Source organism: Natrinema soli (assembly GCF_028618695.1).
In genome coordinates this window covers 1-17,934 of record NZ_JAQIVI010000179.1, presented here as the reverse complement: position 1 = coordinate 17,934, position 17,934 = coordinate 1, and the positions used below count along the sequence as shown (strand labels likewise).

General features: G+C 63.5%; 17 protein-coding genes, 1 tRNA gene and 1 pseudogene. 9 read left to right on the top strand and 10 right to left on the bottom strand.

What is annotated here, in order from left to right:
• A pseudogene (locus PGX04_RS12180) lies at window positions 1–483 on the top strand (hypothetical protein); the annotation flags it as partial.
• A gap of 41 nt (window positions 484–524) precedes the next feature.
• A tRNA-Ser gene (locus tag PGX04_RS12175) sits at window positions 525–608 on the top strand.
• Window positions 609–814: 206 nt separating this feature from the next.
• On the opposite strand, the gene PGX04_RS12170 is transcribed toward PGX04_RS12175, so the two are convergent.
• Window positions 815–1,084, bottom strand: coding sequence for a DUF7571 family protein (locus PGX04_RS12170; protein WP_273738759.1), 270 nt, complete (start codon window positions 1,082–1,084; stop codon window positions 815–817).
• Between the two features lie 272 nt (window positions 1,085–1,356).
• Between PGX04_RS12170 and PGX04_RS12165 the strand changes: the two genes are divergently transcribed.
• A complete protein-coding gene (locus tag PGX04_RS12165) occupies window positions 1,357–1,563 on the top strand; it encodes a cold-shock protein (protein ID WP_273738758.1) in 207 nt (68 codons plus the stop codon).
• 134 nt (window positions 1,564–1,697) lie between these two features.
• On the opposite strand, the gene PGX04_RS12160 is transcribed toward PGX04_RS12165, so the two are convergent.
• From PGX04_RS12160 to glmS, 6 genes are all read right to left on the bottom strand, one after another.
• Complete coding sequence (locus tag PGX04_RS12160) at window positions 1,698–3,110, bottom strand: GntP family permease (protein ID WP_273738760.1); 1,413 nt, start codon at window positions 3,108–3,110, stop codon at window positions 1,698–1,700.
• A 207-nt stretch (window positions 3,111–3,317) separates the two neighbouring features.
• Window positions 3,318–4,361: an L-malyl-CoA/beta-methylmalyl-CoA lyase gene (gene citE / locus PGX04_RS12155; RefSeq protein ID WP_273738757.1), complete on the bottom strand. Its 1,044-nt coding sequence runs from the start codon at window positions 4,359–4,361 to the stop codon at window positions 3,318–3,320.
• Window positions 4,362–4,416: 55 nt separating this feature from the next.
• Complete coding sequence (gene mch, locus PGX04_RS12150) at window positions 4,417–5,484, bottom strand: 2-methylfumaryl-CoA hydratase (RefSeq protein WP_273738756.1); 1,068 nt, start codon at window positions 5,482–5,484, stop codon at window positions 4,417–4,419.
• Complete coding sequence (locus PGX04_RS12145) at window positions 5,477–6,760, bottom strand: methylaspartate ammonia-lyase (RefSeq protein WP_273738755.1); 1,284 nt, start codon at window positions 6,758–6,760, stop codon at window positions 5,477–5,479. Before PGX04_RS12145 ends, mch begins: the two co-directional genes overlap by 8 nt.
• Window positions 6,757–8,196 (bottom strand): methylaspartate mutase subunit E, encoded by a 1,440-nt coding sequence (locus PGX04_RS12140; protein ID WP_273738754.1) that lies wholly within the window; start codon window positions 8,194–8,196, stop codon window positions 6,757–6,759. The genes PGX04_RS12145 and PGX04_RS12140 overlap by 4 nt, the downstream gene beginning before the upstream one ends.
• An 8-nt stretch (window positions 8,197–8,204) precedes the next feature.
• The gene (glmS, locus tag PGX04_RS12135) at window positions 8,205–8,660 is read right to left on the bottom strand and encodes a methylaspartate mutase subunit S (protein ID WP_273738753.1); all 456 of its coding nucleotides are present in this window, start codon (window positions 8,658–8,660) and stop codon (window positions 8,205–8,207) included.
• A 161-nt stretch (window positions 8,661–8,821) separates the two neighbouring features.
• Here glmS and mct point away from each other — a divergent pair, with 161 nt between their 5' ends.
• Window positions 8,822–9,997 (top strand): succinyl-CoA:mesaconate CoA-transferase, encoded by a 1,176-nt coding sequence (gene mct / locus PGX04_RS12130; RefSeq protein ID WP_273738752.1) that lies wholly within the window; start codon window positions 8,822–8,824, stop codon window positions 9,995–9,997.
• Window positions 9,998–10,395: 398 nt separating this feature from the next.
• Here the strand turns inward: mct and PGX04_RS12125 are convergent, their stop codons facing one another.
• The 3 genes from PGX04_RS12125 to PGX04_RS12115 form a co-directional block, all read right to left on the bottom strand.
• Complete coding sequence (locus tag PGX04_RS12125; RefSeq protein ID WP_273738751.1) at window positions 10,396–10,734, bottom strand: DUF7344 domain-containing protein; 339 nt, start codon at window positions 10,732–10,734, stop codon at window positions 10,396–10,398.
• 76 nt (window positions 10,735–10,810) lie between these two features.
• On the bottom strand, window positions 10,811–11,482 hold the full coding sequence (locus PGX04_RS12120; protein WP_273738750.1) for a helix-turn-helix domain-containing protein: 672 nt from the start codon (window positions 11,480–11,482) through the stop codon (window positions 10,811–10,813).
• Window positions 11,483–11,623: 141 nt separating this feature from the next.
• Window positions 11,624–11,824 carry a hypothetical protein gene (locus PGX04_RS12115; protein ID WP_273738749.1) on the bottom strand — a complete coding sequence of 67 codons (201 nt, stop codon included), beginning with the start codon at window positions 11,822–11,824 and terminating at the stop codon, window positions 11,624–11,626.
• 500 nt (window positions 11,825–12,324) lie between these two features.
• On the opposite strand from PGX04_RS12115, the gene PGX04_RS12110 reads away from it, so the two are divergent.
• From PGX04_RS12110 to PGX04_RS12090, 5 genes are all read left to right on the top strand, one after another.
• Entirely contained in the window at window positions 12,325–14,688 is a 2,364-nt protein-coding gene (locus PGX04_RS12110) for a PAS domain S-box protein (RefSeq protein WP_273738748.1), read from the top strand.
• A 32-nt stretch (window positions 14,689–14,720) separates the two neighbouring features.
• Window positions 14,721–15,047, top strand: a complete 327-nt coding sequence (locus PGX04_RS12105; protein WP_273738747.1) for a DUF5785 family protein — start codon at window positions 14,721–14,723, stop codon at window positions 15,045–15,047.
• Between the two features lie 76 nt (window positions 15,048–15,123).
• Window positions 15,124–15,894, top strand: a complete 771-nt coding sequence (locus tag PGX04_RS12100; RefSeq protein WP_273738746.1) for a GTP cyclohydrolase III — start codon at window positions 15,124–15,126, stop codon at window positions 15,892–15,894.
• A gap of 167 nt (window positions 15,895–16,061) precedes the next feature.
• Window positions 16,062–16,670 (top strand): CBS domain-containing protein, encoded by a 609-nt coding sequence (locus tag PGX04_RS12095; RefSeq protein ID WP_273738745.1) that lies wholly within the window; start codon window positions 16,062–16,064, stop codon window positions 16,668–16,670.
• A 93-nt stretch (window positions 16,671–16,763) separates the two neighbouring features.
• A partial coding sequence (locus tag PGX04_RS12090) for a phosphoglycerate kinase (RefSeq protein WP_273738744.1) occupies window positions 16,764–17,934 on the top strand: 1,171 nt, incomplete at its 3' end.

Genomic DNA, 17,934 nt, shown 5'->3' with positions numbered 1-17,934 from the left:
GCGGCGGTTCGGTTCGAGCGCCAGGTCGGCTCGAACCGATCTGCTCGCGTCGGCAACACCGTCACGCACCTCCTCGAGCGCGAAGGGGTCCAGAGCGTCGGGGTGCTCGAGCCGACGGTGCCGCTGGTCACTCGGACGGAGATCGACGGGGCGGCGATGTCGTTGCGACGTCACGAGGTCGTGCTCGGGCCATCGACCGAGGGAAGCACGTACTTCGCGGGCTTTTCCGAACCGATCGACTTCACCGACGCGTACGCGACGCCCGAACTGTCGACGCTGGCCCGACGCGCGGCAGACGACGGACTCGGCGTCGGCTTTGCGCCGATGCTCCCAACCGTGCCGACGGCTACCGGGCTCCGAGCGACCATTGCGGGGCTCGAGGCCCGATCCGCTGCCGAGCGGCCGGGTGCCGAGGCGACGGCGGCGCTCGTGGACGAACTGGGAATTCGAGTTGGAGACGACGGCGGGCTCGAGCGCGAATAGACCGACAACCCTTTTGGAACGTGCGGTAAAACGGAGAGCGAGGTGGGGTGGCAGAGCGGCCTAACGCGCCTGCCTTGAGAGCAGGTGGCCTCCAAGCCTCATGGGTTCAAATCCCATCCCCACCGTTTTCCGCGAGCAAATACGACGAACGTAGTGAGGAGTCTCTCGAGCGGAAAACGAAACGGAGGGATTTGAATCAGGGTTTCCGAAGGTATCGGAGCAAACTTCGCTGGGATTACTTTCAGACAGTCGTTGATAAAATATCCCGGTAACGCTAGCTGCCTGTTGAATGGCTGCGCCAGGAAATATTGTTCGAGAGGTGGGGTGCCGTTCAGGTAGACGTCAGGTCACAATTCCAGCCGGGATCGTGGCCGGTGCGGTCTATCAGGTCGGCACGACACGCTGGGCAGTAATCGGGGGTGACGGATTCGCTTCGGGGGACGTACACCGCGCTGCCGCATTTCACGCACGCATCCGCAACGATGGTCGCACAGTCCGCACAGACATTGAAGTCGTCAACTGTGAGGTCGCGCAGCGGTTCGAGTTGTTTATCCAAGAGGTACTCGTCGATGACCGCCTGACAGCTGTGGCACGGTTTCATAGCGATTCACCTAGCACCATGTTACCACTCCATAAATACCTGCGTCCGTGAGCGACGGACGTCTGCACTGTCGCCCGCGTGAATACTGTCTTTCTCGAGTTGTTGCCACTCTTCTGACCAGCGTTCTCAGAACCGTCCGAGAACCTGTCCTCGCGACGAACACTCGGCTGTAGAGAGGGTGACTACTACATCTCGAGTCGAGTATACTGGGGAGTCGTGATACCTCGTCTCTCAGAAGTGTTATCCCCGAGCCGGGACTCTGTGTGGTTGTAATGGCAAACGGTACGGTTGACTTCTTCAACGATACGGGCGGGTACGGTTTCATTTCGACTGACAACGACGAGGTAGACGACGATGAGGACGTGTTCTTCCACATGGAGGACGTCGGCGGCCCGGACCTCGAAGAAGGGCAGGAAGTCGAGTTCGACATCGAATCATCCCCCAAGGGACCCCGCGCGACGAACCTCGTCCGCAAGTAATAACGACTGTTATCTGTCGCTCACAGCGATAGATAGCGACTCCGTTCTTTCACACAGTTAGACGCCGTCGCTGGTGCTATCCGTCCGCCCCACACGTGATAGTTCGGCGATAAAACGGGAGAATCGCTCCGGATCTATGCGAACGGGAAGATCGTCGAGAGTATCAGGCTCGTGAGCAGCCCGGAGACCGATATGATCGTCGTCAGAACGGTCCACGTCCGGAGCGTCTCGCCCTGTGTTAGCCCGCCGATTTCCTTCACCAGCCAGAAGCCGGAGTCGTTGTACCACGAGAAGATGTTGGCTCCCGCACCGATCACCATCACGAGGTAAGCGGCGTGGACCTCGAGCTGGCCGGTGAGGGGTGCCATGATCCCGGCGGCCGTCAGCATCGCGGCCGTCGCCGAGCCCTGTGCGATGCGAACGATCGCGGCGATGAGCCAGGCGGTGATCAGCAGGCCGATACCGACGCCCTCGAGGGCACCTGCGAGATAGTCACCAATTCCCGAAGCCGCGAGGAGAGCACCGAATGCGCCACCGGCGGCGGTGATGGCAGCGATGTTCCCACCGCTTTTCAGCGCCTCCGTGAGTTCGTCGGCCCACTCGCTACGGGTGAGTTCGTTGTGTCGCATGAAAGTGTACGCCGCGGCGAGGGCAGCAATCGTGAGCGCGACGTTTTTGTCCCCGAGGAAGGCGGCAACCGGCCGAATCGTTTCGAGCGACGGCACGACGTCCCCAAATCCGTCGACGAAGGTCAGCGAAGCGATGAGGACGACCGCCAGAATAATCGGTGCCGCGGACTCGAGCATGCCCGGCAGGGTGCTCGTCGGTTTGTCGGCGACATCCTGAAGCTCCTCGGTCGTCGTCGACATCGTATCGCGAAGCGGGATATCGAGTCTGGCGTTGATCCACCGGCCGTAGACAAGGCCGGCGAGGATCGCCGCCGGGATCGCGGTCACGATTCCGATGGCGATCGTTGCTCCCAGGTCCGTCCCCAACTCCGCTGCGACAGCCAGCGGTCCCGGCGTCGGGGGGACGAAGACGTGCGTCGTCGCTGCACCGGCCCCGACGACGACGATGAACAGGGTATAATCTCGGCCCACACGGGCTCGCATCGAGCGTGCGAGGGGTGCCATGAGGTAGAAGACGCTGTCGAAGAAGACGGGGACGGCGAGGAAGGTACTGCTCCCCAGCAGAGAGATGTCCGAGTTGGACTCGCCGAGAACGTTCTGAAAGCTCCGAACGATCCGCTGGGCCGCCCCGCTTTCGAGCATCGATTTGCCGATGACTGCGGCCATCAGGATCGGGATACCGATCCCGGCCATGTTCTCTCCGAATGCAGTCGCAACTCGAGAGCCGGCATCGGCCGCGCCGAAGTCGGCGACGAAGACTGTATTGACGACGCCGACGGTGAACGCCGCCATAATCAATCCGATGAACGCCGGGAGGTCGAGCCACACCAGCAACGCGACGACTGCAACGAGACCGACGATAAACGTGATCAACGGGCTATGCGCGAACTCGACCGCCTGTAGCGGCACGTACGCCATAAGTGCGGGTTGTATGGAACCCACATTCATTGTTAATACTTACGAATATAGTAAATTATTATCGGAGGATTGGCAACAATAACTGGATATCGTGCGTGCACTCGATGCGCCGGGTAGACGGTCTCCCGGCGGGTCCAGCGTTCGCTGTGAGCCACTCGAGACAGACAGCGATCGAAAAATTCGAGATCGAGCGTGAGCGGCGACCGCTCAGCGGTAGGACAGCTCGAGGTCGCGCGCCCGGTCGAGCAGTGCAGCGTCGTAGTACTCCTCAGTCTGTGCGGGTCGGATGTCGTCGATCGCACGGACCTGCTGGACCGTGTTGCGGAAGTTCTTGAAGGTGGCCTCGTCGACCATCTGGCCGTCGATGGTGACCGCGCCGGTGCCCTCGCGCTTGGCCTCGTTGAAGCGCTCGATCTTGTGGACGTCGCGCTCGAGTTCGTCGGGCGTGGGCATGTGGACGGTGTTGGCCTGAATCGTCTGCTTGGGGTACAGCGACCAGGAGCCGTCGAGACCGAGCTGGGCCTCGTGTTCGACCTGATCCGCGTAGGCGTCCGCGTTGTAGTAGGTTAAGCCGGCGCGCTCTTTGAACAGGTCGTCGAAGGGGCCGCCGATCGAGAGCAGGCCCGCGGCGCTGGACTCGTTCGAGAGGGCCTCGAGCAGGCCGTTCCAGCGCGGCATGCCGTCGCCGAGGTCGCGGCCGCCGAGTTCGGCGGCGTAGTCGACGGGCCCGAAGACGAGCGCGGTGAGCCGGGAGTCCTCGCCGAATTTGGAAATCTCACGCAGATCGGAGCGAGCGCGGCCAGTCTCGATGATGATCGAGAGGCCGATCGAACCGTCGTCGTAGCCGTGTTCGGCCTCGGCTTCGGCGACGACCTCTGCGGCGCGCTTGACGTCCTCGAGGCGGCCGACCTTGGGGACGACGACGCCGTCGATCTCGTCACCGATTTCGCCGACGAGGCGGTCGATCTGGTTGCGCCCCTTGTCGCAGTACTCCTCGTCCTCGTAGCTCCACTCGACGCGGGGCCAGATCTCGCCGGGGAAGTCGTACTGGGGAACCTTCTCGATGGTGTTCTCGAGGCCCTCGGCTTTCATGTCCGGTGCCGTCCCGTCTTCCATGTCGGGGACGAGCCAGTCGGGGGCCTGGAACCCCTCCGCTTCGAGCGCGGAGACGAGGTACTTCGCCGAGTCGTCTTTCGGAACGGCGGCCGGTGCGGTCTGGAACGTGCGGCAGAGTCGGATGTCGTCAGTCATGTGTCTCTGTTTTGAATTCGCGATTGTCTGCAGTCGTCTTTGATGGTCGTTCGTGTTAGTTAGAACGCTTTCGAATCTCCGCGGTTCGGGTCCCGGAGTAGACGGGTTCGTCGTCCTGGTTGAACGCGATGTGTTCGAAAGTGACCGTCCCCGCCTCCTCGCTCGAGGCGTCCGCTTTGGCCTCGAGAACCCGCGTAAAGGCGTAGACGGTGTCGCCGACGGCGACGAACGTGTGGAACGATTCGTCGTCGAAGCCGACCTCGCGCCACGTTTCTTCGTCGGAACGAGCGTGTCCCAACGCGGTCGATCGAGTCACGTCGCCGTAGGTGACGATACTGCCCGACGGCGAGTCGGCCATCACGTCGACGTTGTGGTGCTGTTTGGCCGTGTTGAGCGTCGAAAGCGGGAGCGATGCGACGGTCACGTCGTCCTGCGTGCGGCCGCGCTCGTGGCGGTAGGCGACGGCGGCGTTCTCGTCCTCGGCTTCCTCGAGCGCGTCGACGAAGTCCTCGTAGTAGCCGCCCTCGGGCGCGATGAACTCGTCGGGGAGTTCGGGGCCGTCGTCGCCGTCCCCTTCGGCGGCCGCAGCCCCGCTCCCGTCCGTCGCAACCGGCTCGCGGCGCGGGATCATGTTCGTCCGCTCGTAGGAACAGAGCACGTCGCCGGTCTCGGCGTCTTTTCCGCGGGTGCGCCAGGAGACGATGCCGTACTCGGGTCGAGAACTCGAGGTCGCACAGTTGACGACCTCGCTCTCGACGTGGAGTTCGGTGCCCGTATAGACCGGTGCGGTGGGGAACCGGACGTCGGTGCGTCCGAGGAAGTAGCCCCCCTTCTCGCTCAAGTCCTCGACGGTGATGCCGAGGGTGGCAGCGGTGAGATAGTCGGGGTGAACCGGCGGTTCGTCGAAGCCACGTTCCGCGGCGGCGTCGTGCCGCCAGTAGGCCGGGTCGTGGTTCAGGGTCTGACTCATCCAGGACTCGTTGCCGAACTGGGTGAGCGTGAGGCCGGGGTCGTGTTCGATGACGTCCCCGTCCTCGAAGTCCTCGAAGCAGTTGCCCTTCTCCTTGGTTTCGACCTGCTCGAGCGCCTGTGCGAACGTGTCCGGATCGGTCCACTCAGTCATCTGCAGTCACCTCGTCCGTCTCCGCGTCAGTTGGTAACTGTTCTCGTTTCCGTCGGGCGACCGTCCGTCGCATCTCGTTTTCGACGATCATGAATCCCTCGTCGAAGCCCATGCCGGGCTTCGCGAGCACCTGCGCGGCGTTCGTCGCGAGCGCGACGTGAGCGCAGGCGCGTGCGGAGGTTTCCGTCTCGTTGCAGGTGCCTCCGAGGTAGGCGCGGGTCTCGGTCCCCTCGCAGTAGCGGACCGCCTGTCCGCTGCGGTGGATCCCGCCCAGGTCGGGCGTCTTGACCTGCTCGCGGTCGGCCGCGCCCGCGTCGACGAACGCCTGCACGTCCTCGAAGGTGTTACACCACTCGTCGGCCACGATATCGACGCCGACGTCGGCCTCGGCCAGCCCCTCGCGGAGTTCGACCATCGCGTCGATCTGGTCGGCCCGGTCGCCGACGTCCATCGGCCCCTCGATCTGAATCGGGGAGGGGGCCGCGGCTTCCTCGAGCGCGGCGAAGTAGTCGACCACTTCGTCGCGATCGTAGGGCGCGCCGAAAATCTCGCCGATCATGCCGTAGACGTCGATGTGGAAGCGGGGTTCGTACCCCTCGGGGCCCAGTTCCTGGGAGCGCTCGACGAGCCACTCCACGTACTCGAGGAGGACCTCGCCGTTCTCGCCGATCTTCTCGACGCTGTTGATGAGCGCGTGGGGCAGAACGGGGACGCCCTTGACGAACATCTTTTCTGTATTATTGTAGCGGTCGTCGCCGGACTGGCCGAAGACCGGCACCGGCTCCGCCGCGGGCTCGGTGCCCAGCGCGTCTGCCAGGACGTCCGTCTGCGTCGTCTTCTCGGCTTCCGCGGCCGCCGCGAGCAGCGCCTGCGAGACGCCGTAGCGGATCGCCGTGTGGAGTCGATCACCCTCGACGTGCATCTCCTCGAGCGACTCCGCGTTGTCGAGGAACTCGGCGGCGTCCCGGCCCTCGAGTTCGTCGGCGACGGGACCCTCGATGACGGGGGCGTACTCCTCGGCCTGGAACAGTGGGTCGCGCCCGCCGGCACCGGAGTACTGGACCGCGGCGCAGTCGCCCCGGACCACGGTGCCGTCGGCGAGTTCGATGTCGACGATGATCGTTTCGCCGGCCTGGCGAATCTCGTCGAAGCCGTCGGTGACCGGCTCGCCCTCGTAGGTGAAGCCGTCGTGTGCTGCTCCCTGCTTGATCGCGCGCTGGTCGTCGAAGAAGAACCCGGAGTAGCCGGGCGTTGCGTGTATTCCTGTAATATTCATGGTGAGACGTCACCCTGCGGTCGGCCGATGAGCTTGCCGTCGCTGATCGCGTCGACGTCGTCCGCGACCATCCGGAACGACTGGTCGCGCCCTTCGGTGTCCGCGCGTTGGGACAGTCGGGCGCGGTGAATCTCCTTGATGTCCTCGTCCATCTCGAGGTCGGCCCACTCGAAGATGCGGACGCGACCGTCGTCGTCCCGCGCGGGCAGGACGGCACCTGCCGCGCTGTCGCTGGGTGCGAAGGGGACGTCGAGCGCACCGGAGTCGAAGGCCTTGAGCGTTCCCTGGACGACGTCGCCGTCGCCGTGTTCGAAGATGGTATCCATCAGACAGCGGGTTTCGCGCTCGATGAGGTCCTGTTCCTCCTCGATGCCGTCGATGTCGATCTGTTGCTCGATCGCCATATCGATGACCTGGCGCGTCGTGCGCAGGCCGGCCGAGTTGGCCTCCATGGTCGGCACCCCCTGGAACTCCTGGGGCGACTTGGTGATGACCTTGTCCGGCTGTGCGATGGCGGCGGTCATGCCGCCGAAGCTGATGACGCCGTTCGCGCGGGCCTCGTCCGGCGGGAAGCCGCCCATCCACTCGTGGAAGACGGTGGTGACGACGACCTCGTCGGGCAGGTACTCGTTGCCCAGCTTCTTGAGCGCGTGCAGGGCGGCCACGTCCTGAACGATGTTGCCGACCTGGCCGTAACCGAGCGTGATCGAGCGCACGCCCTGCGTCGCCGCTAACTTCCCCTCGACGAGCATGATCGCGATCGCGATCGAGGGCGGGACGAGGGTGCCGGTGAGCGGCCCGAACGGCTCGCGGTTGATCCGCACGCCGCGTTCGGTGTACGCCCCCGCCAGCCGGTCCACGAACTGCCACTTTTCGATGGTCTCCTCGAGTCCGTGACGTTTCGTGTACGGAATGTTGTAGGAGATCGGGCCCCCCTCGAAGCTCTGGAAGCCGCCGGCGAAGGTGATCGCCGCGAGCAGCCGGGCGTCCGGGGTGCCGTGGCGCACCTCGATCGGTGCGTCGACCGCGTCGATCAGTTCCCGACAGCCGTCGACCCCGTGGTTGACGGCCGGGAAGCCGTTCAGGGTGTCGTCGCCCGTCTCGAGGGCCTTGTCGAGGCCCTGCTGGGCCTTCTCGTACTCGTTGTCGCGCGTGTACGAGTCGATCGTGGTCGGGAGGAGGTCCGCTTTCCCCTCCTCGAGAAGGTACTGTGAGAGCTCGATCTGATCGTCGAGCCGGGGCACCCCGGCTCGGGGCTGCAAGAGCGGTTTGTCCGCCGACTCGAGGACGTCGGCAAAGCGCTTGTGGTTGGGCAGCGACTCGTGGTACGCGATGGCGTCCTCGAAGCCGACGTCTTCGCCCGTGTGCCAGTCAGATCGGATCTCTTCGTCGATACGCCGTAGCTCGTCGGATGGTATGCGTTCGTCTCGTATCATCTAGACATCTACGAACTGATAGTCGCCCGTTCCGACTCCGTCGGTTTGATCTGGAGGTCTTCGCGGAGCGCGGCGATCGCGTCTTCGGGATCGGTTTCGGAATCGAAGACGCGGTCGAATCCGATCTCCCGGAACGTTTTCCGGGTCCGCTCGAACTCATCCTGTCCGACGGCGAGGTTGCCGCCGATGTAGCTGACCGCGTCGACGCCCGCGTCCTCGAGGACGCTGTGGAATCCCTGACAGTCCTGCTCGGCATGACCGTAGAGCGACGAGACCAGTACGGCCTCCGCGTCGTGTGCTACAGCGGCCTCGGCGAACTCCTCCTGGGAGGTCTGGACGCCGAGATTCACGACATCGAAGCCGGCTGCACTGAAGGCTTGCTCTAAGATTGTGATGCCAACGACGTGGGCATCGGAGCCGATCACGCCGAGGACGACCGTTTGGGACATCGTATTCGGAACCATGATGGACCGGCCTATAAACCTAATGATCTTCCATGATAATATTCCTTAAGGATCCTAACAGCGTCTCTATGGCGGATATTCACATGGGTGGTGGTACCGGGGAACAACTACATGATCGATGGTAAAGGTTTTGGTACTGGTTTGGAAAGGGGCGTACAGACATGGGAGCACTCTCGAACCTTCGCGTCGTTGATCTGACCCAGGTGCTCGCCGGGCCGTACTGTACGATGTTGCTCGCGGACCTGGGCGCGGACGTCGTCAAGATCGAACGACCCGGCGGCGACATGATCCGATCGAACCCGCCGTTCGTCGACGACCCCGAAGCGGAAGCCTACGGGGGCTACTTCCAGAGCGTCAACCGCGGCAAGAAGAGCATCGAACTGAACCTCGGCGACGACGAGGACCGCGCGGACTTCCTCTCGCTCGTCGAGGAGGCCGACGTCGTCGTCGAGAACTACCGCTCTGGCACGATGGAGAAGTACGACCTGGGCTACGAGACGCTGAAAGAGCACAACCCCGATCTCATCTACTCCTCGATTCGCGGCTTCGGTGACCCGCGGACCGGCGAGACGGAGCGGCAGGGCCAGCCCTCCTTCGACCTCATCGCGCAGGCGCTGGGCGGCGTCATGGAGACCACCGGCCAGCCCGACGGCCCGCCGACGAAGACCGGCCCCGGCGTCGGCGACCTCTTTACGGCGACGCTGAACTGCATCGGTATTCTGGCGGCGGTCAACCACCGCGAGCAGACCGGCGAGGGCCAGTACGTCGACACCGCCATGTACGACTCGATGCTCAGCTTCACCGAGCGCGCCGTCTACCAGCAGTCGTACACGGGCGAGGCCCCCACTCGTCGGGGCAACTCCCACCCCACGCTCTTCCCGTACAACGCCTTCGAGACCGACGATGGCTACGCCGTCATCGCCGCGTTCAACAACAACCACTGGGCGGAGCTCTGCGACGTGATGGACCGCGAGGATCTCGCCGAAGCGTATCCGACGACGCCGGAACGACTCGAGAACCGCGAGGCGCTCCGCGCCGAACTCGCCGACTGGGCCGCCGACCTGACCAACGACGAACTCGTCGGCAAGCTCGAGGGTCGCGTCCCCGCCGCCCCGGTTCAGACGACCGAAGAGATCTTCGACGATCCGCACGTCTACGCGCGGGACATGCTCGTCCCGGTCGAACAGCCCGGAGCCGACAGGGACGTCGAGATCGCTGGCAATCCGATCAAGATGAGTGAGACGAACCCCGAGCCCCGCGGTCGCGCGCCGCTGCTCGACGAGCACCGCGAGGAACTGCTGGGCGAGGACGCCGACGCCGAAACAGCCGACGACTGAGTAGCCGTTCTGTACGGACGGCGATCACTTGTTACAGATGCAGTTGTACAGCAGACGGACGAGTTGATCGACGGAATCGTCTACGAACTGTACGGATTGACCGACGAGGAAATCAAGATCGTCGAGGAGGCCGTTGGGGAGTAACTGATTGACGGAAAGCCGCCGCGCGGTGGCGCGTGCTGGCGACGCGCTCGAATCCTCTCTCTCGTCCTCGCTGGCGGCTACTCATCCCAATCGGGAGTTGCGTCCACTACTTCGAAGGCTGATGCTCCACATTGACAGCCATCTTTTCGGCCGATGAGTTGAATCGAGTCGTCAGACAATATCCACGCTGCATAGACCGAACCACACTCACAGCATCTGGCAGCATCTTTTCCTCGTGTAGATTCACCCATAATTCAATCAATTGTAAGGTATTCCTGGTGTTGTTCGATGTATTCAGCCTGCTCTGCAAGCGCGACTGAATCTTGCTCTTGATTGTAGCGAACGAGATCCGCCGCTTCCAATTTTGGGATATGGGTATGGTAGAGCGACATATAGATCCGCTTCACCTCGTCAGCTGGAACGTCGGTAAGTGGTGTTTCATTTTCTCGAACAGCCAATTCATCAGCTAAATCGGCGAGTTCCATCGGATTCGCGTGCCGCCGTAACTCGCGGAGGGCATATCGACGACGATGGTGAGCGAATCCCTCAAACACCGAATTGATGCTTGCCTGCGCTTGCTGTAAATTGCTCATGCCCTCTCATAGTCGCTTTACTGAAATGGGGAGACGGGTTGTATTGACCGCTCCTTTATGTATAAACGGTCCTCCGCTACTCTGACTCTTCGTCGTCTGGATGGCTGACGGTCAAGGTGCTTGCAATGAGATTTTTATGGCCTGCGTGAAAGCGTTTCGAGAGGGCCTGTTGAGAGACTCCCAGTTCATCTGTTAGTTCACTCATCGTCGTCTCCTGCGGGATATCGTAGTAGCCCGCCTTGAGTGCCGTAACGAGGGTTTCTCGTTGTTTTGTCGTGAGATCGTACTGTGCGCTCGCCATTGGTTGTTCCTGCTCTCTGAGGGTGTTGAGTACAAACGAGATATCGTTTTCGCTGCAGTACGCCTGAAATTGTGAGAGTTTATCTTGATCGTCGAACCGCATCCGTAGTTCCCAACTCTCGTTTCTCCCGATCGCTTGGAGAATGGTCGCCCCAATTTCGACGTACGCATAGACAATCGTCTCGATGTTTTCAGTCCATTCGGCTCGGTACAGTTTCCCACCATCAACCTCGTCAATAGCGGTAACATTCTGCACGGAATTGTCATCGCGGAATGCGTCTTCGAACTCCGTCTGATCACCACCACTGACCCAGAAGTATGGCATGACCTTGTCTTCAAGTGTCGCGACGACACGTTCGATTTCAACAATCATGTCTGGTGCAGCGGTCAACGACTCGTGCAAGGCGAAATCGTCCGAGTCAACGGAAAACTCTGCAATAATGCTCATAAGGCCGGTTCAGTCTCACGCGGAATAAGACCGTGGCCGGACGTGAGACTGTCCCAGAAACAGGTGATGATTGCTGTCCCTGAACTGCGACCCCGGATTCCGATAGCGACATCTAATGGCACCTGGACACTCGAGCCCGAGTTACTCGTCGCGCTGGACGAGATTCGGCGGCACCGAACAGCCACAGGGACTGGCCGACGCCGTCAGGGGGCCGGTGACGGTGACGAAACCGACCGGGGCACCGCAGCGCGGGCAGTCGGGGCGCGACGACGAGTCGCTGTCGTCGTTCTCCTCGGGGCGCGGCGATGCGTCGTCGTCGCTCTTCTCGGGGTTACGACTCATCGCGACCCCTCATCGATCGCCCGTGCGGAGTCGACGCTACTCGAGTCAGGCGGTTCTGTCGTCGTGCGGGACGTTTATATCCCGGTAGAATCAACGCAATCATGGCTTTCGAAGCCTTGCGGCTTGGAAGCCACGTCTCGGGTGCTGGTTCCACCCGGGGCATTTCAATGCAGCCCCTGTTCTCTATGAGCGGCTTCCGTCTGGATTGTTGACCTGTCGTAACTTATATCTACTGTTACTCGAGCAGAATAGAGTCTGGCCTCGAGCGATCCCGAACGCCGGTCATCGGAGCTCGAGGCGGAAATCGATCGATCGAGACCCCGTTTCCGAACCGACCGCCTGACGAACGTGTCAGTAGGTGGCGTGTGACGTATTCGACGGAACCGCCGATCGACCGGCTGATCGCCGGAGCCGAACCCCGTCCGTCGCCTCGTCCGATCTGAGCGAGCGACCGAACCGGTGGCCCAAATCTATATCCTCGTCGTACGGAGAGATAAGCCATGAAGAACCGGGATAAATATCGGCACGAGAGCGTCTCGACCGAGCCGGTTCGCGTCCTCTGTGTGGACGGCGACCCGGAGCGCCTCGCCGAGACGGCCGACGCCCTCGAGCGGGCGGACGAGGCCATCGAAACGCTCTGTGCGGCCGGAGAGAGTGATGCGCTCGAGCGCCTCGCAGAGACCGACATCGACTGTATCGTCTCGGAGTACGAGCTGTCCGAGACGGACGGGCTGGCGTTGCTGGACGACATCCGGGCGGCCGACGAGGACCGCCCCTTCGTCCTGTTCACCGGCAGTGGATCGGAAGCGATCGCGAGCGAGGCCATCTCGGCCGGTGTCACGGACTACCTGCGGCGGGACGCGACCGAGTACGCGACGCTGGCGGACGGCGTCCGAACCGCCGTCGATACGTCCCGAGCCGATCTGCGACGACGCCGCCAGCTCCGCGCCATGGAAACCGCACAGGAGGGGATCGGTCTCCTGGACGGCGACGGAAGATTCGTCTCCGTGAACCGGTCGTACGCCGATTGCTACGGCTACGACCCCGTCGACCTGATCGGCGAACACTGGAAGCGACTGTATCCGGACGACGAGACCGGGCACGGCCGCAACGTGATCGTTCCGACGGTGATGGCCGAGGGGGACTGGTACGGCGAGACGACGGGGCTCCGATCGGACGGGAGCACATTCGTCGAAGCCCGCTCGCTGTCGACGACCGGCGACGGCGATCTGATCTGTCCGATTCAGGAGGTGACGGACGAAACGGAGCGCGGGCGCGATCTCGAGCGCTACGAAACGATCATCGACGCCCTCGGCGATCCCGTCTACACGGTCGATTCCGCGGGCCGATACACGTTTGTCAACGACGCCTACGCCGAAATGGCCGGCTACGAGAAGGACGAAATCATCGGTCGACACGTCACCTTCCTGCTCGACGAGGCGTCCGTCGAACGCGGCAGCGATTGCGTCCGATCGCTGCTCTCCGACGAGACCGCCGAGCACAAACGCACCTACGAGATCACCGTCGAAACGAGCGACGGCGAACCGATCAGATGCGAGGATCACCTCTCGTTGCTGCCCCTCGAGGACGGCCGGTACCGCGGCATCGCCGGTGTCGTTCGCGATATCACCGAGCGCACGGCCCGCGAACGGGAACTCGAGCGCTACGAGACGCTCCTCGAGACGATCCCCGACGAGGTGTACGCGCTCGACGACGAGGGGTACCTCACCAGGATCGTCCCGCCGATCAACGCCGAGTTGACGACGACGGGGTACCGGCCCGAGGAACTGGTCGGCGAACACGTCTCGATCATCATGGACGACGACGATATCGCCACCGCCGAGGCGGAGATTCGTGCACTGATACACTCGGACGAACGCGAACACGCCTCGTTCGAAATGGAGACGATCACGGCGGACGGCGAACGCGTGCCCAACGAGAATCACATCGCGCTCCTCCCGCGGGACGAGGACGGCCGCATCCAGGGAACCGTCGGCGTCTTGCGGGATATAACCGAGCGCAAAGCGCGCGAGCGCGAGCTGAAAGCGCAGAACGAACGGCTCGACCGCTTCGCCGGCATCGTCTCACACGACCTTCGAAACTCGCTGAACGTCGCGCAGGGGCGACTCGAGACGGCCCGCGAGACCTGTGACTGCGCCGTCGATGACCTCGAGGCCGTCGCGTGGGCGCACGACCGGATGTCGGTCCTGATCGAGAGCATCCTGACGGTCGCACGGGAACGCGATCCGTCGATGGACATCGAATCGGTCGACCTCGCGCTGCTCGCCGAGGACTGCTGGCACCACGTCGAGACGGGGGCGGTCACGTTGCGAATCGAGACGGACGCCGTCGTTCGCGCCGACCGGGCCCGACTCGCACAACTCCTCGAGAACCTGATCCGCAACGCCGTCGAACACGGTTCGACGAGCCCTGACTCGCAGGCTCGTCAGGAGCCTGTCGAACATGGTTCGACACGCAGTCAGCGCGGATCCCGCGCTGACGACGCCGTGGAGCATGGCTCCACGAGCCGCTCAGATCCTGACAGTTCTGAAGACGCGGTCGAACACGGCGGCCCGACCATTACGGTCACCGTGGGTACTCTCGGAGAGGCGGCCGGCGGCGGATTCTTTGTCGCAGACGACGGTCCCGGTATTCCGGCAGACGAACGCGACCGCGTGTTCGAGAGTGGCTACTCGAACGCCGACGGCGGGACCGGCCTCGGACTCTCGATCGTCGACCGGATCGCCGAGGCCCACGGCTGGACCGTGACCGTAACCGACGGGGACGACGGCGGGGCGCGGTTCGAACTGACCGGCGTCGAGCGGGCGGAGCGGCGGGGGCGGGGTGACGGCGACGGAGAGTAATCCTTTTGCGGGACCCCGACACACACCCAGGTATGAGCAGCAACTGGCCGGTCGATCCCGACGGCGAGGAGGGCAGCGAGGGGATGCGAAAGTTCGACATGCGGATCATCGCGGACAAGGTCGACGAGGAAGCGGACTTCCCGATGGACCGCGACGAGTTCGTCGCGGAGTACGGTGACTATCCGATCCGGATCAACTACGAGACCGTCGTCCCGATGAGCGAAATCTTCGAGTACGTCGAACCCGCGGAGTTCGAGACCCTGGTCGACATGCACAAGGCCGTCGGCGCGGCGATGCGGGCCGGCGGCTTCTGGAAGTACCACCCGCAAGGTAAAAATCCCGAGAAGAAACCCGCCTGAGGCCCGGTTTCCGAGTCGCGTCACGAATCTGGATTACGTATCACTTATACGACGGCGTTCGAAAGAATCGGTCACAGTGACTAACACGCAGGTGACGCTCGTTCAGATCGACAACTACGGGCCGTGGACCGTGACGCCGGAGCCCCGACGGGAGGCCGACCTCCAGACGATGCAGTCCCGACTGTTCGCAGACATCTCTCAGTTCGTCGGCAACCGCGGCGGCTACACCTTCTTCACTCGCTTCGACAACATGATCGCCGTCACGAACGGCTGTTCGCTCGAGGACCACGCCCTCCTCCAGGAATCGATCGGCAACCGATACCCCGTGAGTCTCAGCCTCGGCGTCGCGACCGGTACGAGCCCCGTGCAGGCGCTCTCGGACGCGACCGAACGCCTGCAGGACGCCGGCAGCGCACAGGACGAGAACCGCCGCGAGTGTCTCGAGGGGCGGGCTATCGCGGACGACTACCGGACCGGCGATGACGTCCAGATCGCGCACTTCGACGTGGTTAACGCGACCGGCAACTACACCGACGAACTCAACGCCTTCGACACGTTCATCGAGATCGAACAGGGGTACGCCGAACTGATGCGGCACATGCGCTACGCCCACGGCAGCCTCTCCTTTTTCGTCGGCGGCGACAACGTCATCGTCGTCTGTCCCGATCTCGAGCGGGCCGACTACGAGGAGGCGACCGCTCACGTCGCCGAGGCCGTCGACGTCGAGATGCAGGTCGGCGTCGGTCGCGGGAAGAGCGCCCACGAGGCGGGCTACGACGCGAAACACGCGCTCGAGACCTGCCGGGCCGACGGAACCAGAGTCGAACTCGAGTGGGAGACAGCCTGAGACGGACTGGTAGAAGTCGTTTTCGGAGCGACCGCGAACCGTCCTGCGGTTGCTCCGGGACATCGGTACGGTAGACCGTATGAATCCTGGAAGGAGAGAACTTTGCTGCCGATTTGCTTAAGTGTGGTGGAGGTAGCTTTTAGCCCGTTCGTGGGATGCATTCACACATGGAATCGGAACTGTCAGTCAGAGAAATCCTGACGAGCGACTACGTCGGTGTCAGCGAGTCCGACACCGTCCTCGACGTTGTTTCCCTCATGCGAGACGAACGGACGAGTTGCGCGCTGGTCGTCCGCGGTTCGGAGCCGGTCGGCATCGTGACCGAGTGGGACGTGCTCGGCCTCGTCGACGACGAACGCGATCCCGCCACAATGACCGTCGACGAGGCGATGACGACCCCGGTCATCACGGTCGATCCCGACCGATCGCTCACCGACGTCGCTACCACGATGGCTCGACAGAACATTCGCAACGTCATCGTCGAAGACGACGACGGGATCGTCGGTCTGGTCACCCAGCGCGACGTTATCGCCGCTGCGAGTTCGTTCCAGGCGACGATGACCTCCACCCGCTCGAGCGAGCCGCCGGTCGATCGGGATCGCGAACTCGCGGATCCAGTGACCGCCCGCGCGAACTCGGCGGGCGACGCCGGACCGCTCCCCAACGGCGGCGACGAGTACACCACCCAGGGAATCTGTGAGGCCTGCGGCTCGCTCGCGGACGCGCTGTGGGACGCCAACGGCCAGCTCGTCTGTGCGGACTGTCGGTCGGTGTGACCGGAACCCGTCCGGACGACGGCGTGATCGGCCACCGGGCCCCTATCGCTCCGATAGAAAGACCTTTCGGGGGCCGCGGTGCACGGATCGATAATGATCGCGACCCTCGACGAGCTGGACGTCGAAGGGACTACCGTCGGTGTTCGCGTCGACGTCAATAGTCCGATCGGCGACGATGACACGCTCGCGGACGACGCCCGACTGCGCGCTCACGTCGACACGCTCTCGGAACTCCTCGAGCGTGGCGGTCGGGTCGCCGTCCTCGCCCATCAGGGCCGGCCCGGCGGCGACGATTTCGTCTCCCTCGAGTCCCACGCAGACCGCCTCTCGGAACTGCTCGGCCATCCGGTCGGCTACGTGGACGCGACCTTCACCGACGCCGCCCGCGAGGCCGTCAGGGGCCTCTCGAACGGCGATTGCCTCGTCCTCGAGAACACCCGCTTTTACAGCGAGGAATACATGGAGTTCGATCCCGAACGGGCCGCCCGAACGCACCTTGTCGACGGACTCGAGTCGGTGCTGGACGCCTACGTCAACGATGCCTTCGCCGCGGCGCACCGCTCGCAGCCCTCGCTGGTCGGACTGCCGACCGTCCTGCCGAGCTACGCCGGCCGCGTCATGGAATCCGAACTCGACGTGCTGGGCTCCATCGGGGAGACGCCCGAACCCCGCGTCTACGTCCTCGGCGGCGCGAAGGTGCCCGACTCGATCGACGTCGCCTGGTCCGTCCTCGAGAAGGGGCTGGCCGATCACGTTCTCACCGCGGGCGTCGTCGGCAACGTCTTTCTCATCGCGGACGGCGTCGATCTCGGCGACGCCAGTTCCGACTTCATCTACGATCAGGGTTACTGGGACGAGATCGACCGCGCCGTCGATCTGCTCGACGCGTACGGCGACCGGATCGCGCTTCCGCGAGACGTCGCCGTGGCCCGCAACGGCGAGCGCCACGAACTCGGCGTCAACGCCCTCCCGCCCGGCGACGGCGAGTCCGCAATGGACATCGGCGAGTCGACGCTGGATTACTACCGGCGGATCCTCGCGGACGCGGAGACGGTCATCCTCAACGGTCCCGCCGGCGTCTTCGAAGACGAGCGCTTCCGAGCGGGCACCCGACAGCTCTACGACGCCGCGACGGACAGTCCGATGAGCATCGTCGGCGGCGGCGACACCGCCTCCGCGCTGCGCAAACTCGGCGTCGACGGGTTCTCCCACATCAGCACCGGCGGCGGTGCCGCGTTGCGGATGCTCACCGCCGAATCGCTCC